This is a genomic window from Dickeya sp. NCPPB 3274, from assembly GCF_000406205.1.
GTDB lineage: Bacteria > Pseudomonadota > Gammaproteobacteria > Enterobacterales > Enterobacteriaceae > Dickeya > Dickeya fangzhongdai.
Genome location: NZ_CM001979.1, coordinates 3,459,345 through 3,462,043, shown reverse-complemented (window position 1 = coordinate 3,462,043; position 2,699 = coordinate 3,459,345). Strand labels below are relative to the sequence as shown.

The following is a 2,699-nucleotide window of genomic DNA, read 5'->3' as shown; positions in this document are numbered from 1 at the left end:
AGTCAGGATACAAATCGGGAATCACGTGGTAGGCTGTAAGCCGGTGCTGATATTGTTATCAGATTGTAATGAGAAGGGTGTAAGGGACGACGGTATCACTGATGGTGTCCGTGTCACCCTGGCAGGCAATCAACAGGGAGACACAGAACCTGATGCAGACAACAGAAGTAGACCAGCGTCTGATGGACATCGACCCGCGCCTGACCATGGTATTGGTGCCGGGGCTGCGCGACAGTGATGAAGAGCACTGGCAGAGCCACTGGGAGCGTCGTTTTCCGTTCTGGCGGCGTATCCGCCAGAAAGAGTGGTATCAGGCGGATCTGGACCGGTGGATACTGGCGATTCGCCGCGAACTGGCGACCTGCGATCGGCCGGCGGTGTTGATTGGTCACAGCTTTGGCGCGCTGGCCGCCTGCCATGTGGTCCAGCAAGGTATGGAAGGCATCGCCGGCGTGATGCTGGTGGCGCCGGCCGAACCCATGCGTTTTGAAATTGAAGATCGTATTCAGGCCGAACGGCTGGCGGTGCCCAGTCTGGCGTTCGCCAGCCACAATGACCCGTTAATGACATTTTCCCGCGCTGAATACTGGGCGCACGCCTGGGGCAGCGACCTGGTGGATGTCGGCGAGGGCGGCCACATTAATGCGGAGTCGGGTTTCGGTAAATGGGAATACGGATTGCAGCGATTGGCCGCCTTTGCCGGGCAACTAGCGCCGGCAACCTGATATCGCTCCGGCGTGCGGGGACGTAAGCACACGTCTTCGCCGCGTTATAATCATTCATCAAGCTGCCATTAGCACCGAATGGTCTGGCAGCGCTCTCCACGATGGTGTATATCCCTATTCCTTCTGTTTATTACGCAACGAATCGTCAGGCGGTGTCTCCGTCCGATGCGGATGATGGCGCCGTAGCCGTTCGTTGAGTTCAGCCGTTCACTTGTTGGGTGTCAACGAAAAGGAAACGCTATGCCAGATTTGTTTGATCCAATCCATATTGGCGCTATCAAGGCAGAAAACCGTATTGTCATGGCGCCGCTGACCCGCATGCGCGCTTTCGACCAGCGGATCCCCAGCGCGTTATCGCTGGACTATTACGTCCAGCGGGCCAGCGCCGGGATGATCCTGACTGAAGCTACCGCCGTCACTCCGCAGGGCGTCGGCTATCCTAATACGCCGGGGATCTGGTCGGACGAACAGATCGAGGGCTGGAGCCGCATCAATGCGGCGGTACACGCGGCGGGCGGCAAAATGGTGCTGCAAATGTGGCACGTGGGGCGCATTTCCGACCCTGTTTATCTGGATGGTGAATTGCCGGTGGCGCCCAGCGCTATTGCGGCGGAAGGACACGTGGCGACCATCCGTCCGTACAAGTCTTATGTGGTGCCGCGAGCGCTGGAAACCGAAGAAGTGGCCGGTATCGTGGAGGATTTTCGCCGGGCGGCGGAAAACGCCAAACGCGCTGGCTTTGACGGCGTGGAAATTCATGCCGCCAACGGTTATTTGTTCGACCAGTTCCTGCATGATGGCTCCAACCAGCGCACCGACCAGTACGGCGGCTCCATCGCTAACCGGGCGCGTTTTCTGTTGGATACGGTGGATGCCGTACTGACCGTGTGGCCGGCGGATCGGGTCGGCGTGCATCTGAATACCATGTCCAACTCGCACTCCATGCAGGATTCCGACCCGCAGGCGCTGTTCGGCTATGTGGCTGAGCAACTGAACGATCGCAAACTGGCGTTCATCTTTGTGCGTGAAGCGCTGGATACGCCGCAGCGCATTCTGCCGCTGATTCGCAAAACATTCGGCGGCGTGGTGATCGCCAACGATGGTCTGACCCGTGGCGCCGCTGAGCAACTGCTGGCGGACGGCGAGGCGGATGCGGTGTCGTTTGGCCGGGTCTATATCTCCAACCCGGATCTGGTTGAACGCCTGCGCCGCGGCGCGCCGCTCAACGAGCTGAACAGTAATACTATCTCTATGGACCGGGAGCGGAAGGTTACACCGATTACCCGGCGCTGGCGGAGTAAACAAACGAGGAGGCCATTGGCCTCCTGAGGCTGCTGACAAACAGCTATGTTGTTTTATGAATGGTGAAGTTTGTTCTGGTCAGTGAATAGTTTCGTGCGGGATAAGCGGTGTCATTTCTTTGCCGCTTCATCGCACGCACGACAAGGAGAGGCTCAAACGCCACCTCTCCTTGACCACTGGCTAGTAGCTAAACTGTGCCGCTTCGCGCTACCTTCGGCGTTCGACTTCGCTGTTCGGGCCGCCCGTGACGCGCTCCAGACGCGGCACGGGCTTTCGCCGCGTATATGGACGCTCCCCAATTTGCAATGTGTTTTCTTTAAAACGGCATGGCAGGTTGTACAGTCATATATCCGGTTTTTCGCTTTTGTCGCGCCACCATAATGAAATCCGCCAGGAGAACGTCTTACATCCCTTCGGGCTCAAAGCCCACGCGGCGAACGACCTGTTTCTCCTGCGGTCTTACCTGTTTTGCCATTACTGTGATTACACCTTGCACTTTTCAGAACCGCCTGACTCGTTTCCTTCCTTTAAATCCCGACCTTCACACTGGCGCGATTTCCCGGTACTCACTCCCGCATGTCAACATTCGACCTACAAGATTCGCGCTGTTCTGCCTGCCTGGGCGACGAACTGCCACGTTGAACGGTTTTCCTTCAGCAGGCTATAAAAACC

1 protein-coding gene and 2 pseudogenes are annotated in these 2,699 nt (G+C 57.6%); 2 read left to right on the top strand and 1 reads right to left on the bottom strand.

Annotation, left to right across the window (positions count from 1 at the left end; all coding sequences use genetic code 11):
* Positions 1 to 152 precede the first annotated feature (152 nt).
* The gene (locus tag DXX3274_RS15445; protein WP_042860532.1) at positions 153 to 725 is read left to right on the top strand and encodes an alpha/beta hydrolase; all 573 of its coding nucleotides are present in this window, start codon (positions 153 to 155) and stop codon (positions 723 to 725) included.
* 240 nt (positions 726 to 965) lie between these two features.
* Positions 966 to 2,026: pseudogene (locus DXX3274_RS15440) on the top strand (alkene reductase).
* 542 nt (positions 2,027 to 2,568) lie between these two features.
* On the opposite strand, the pseudogene DXX3274_RS24545 reads toward DXX3274_RS15440, so the two are convergent.
* Positions 2,569 to 2,699 (bottom strand): annotated as a pseudogene (locus tag DXX3274_RS24545) (IS110 family transposase); the annotation flags it as partial.

Coding starts and splice junctions, on each gene's coding strand:
- DXX3274_RS15445 (WP_042860532.1), top strand. CDS start 153: ATGCAGACAACAGAAGTAGACCAGCGTCTGATGGACATCGACCCGCGC.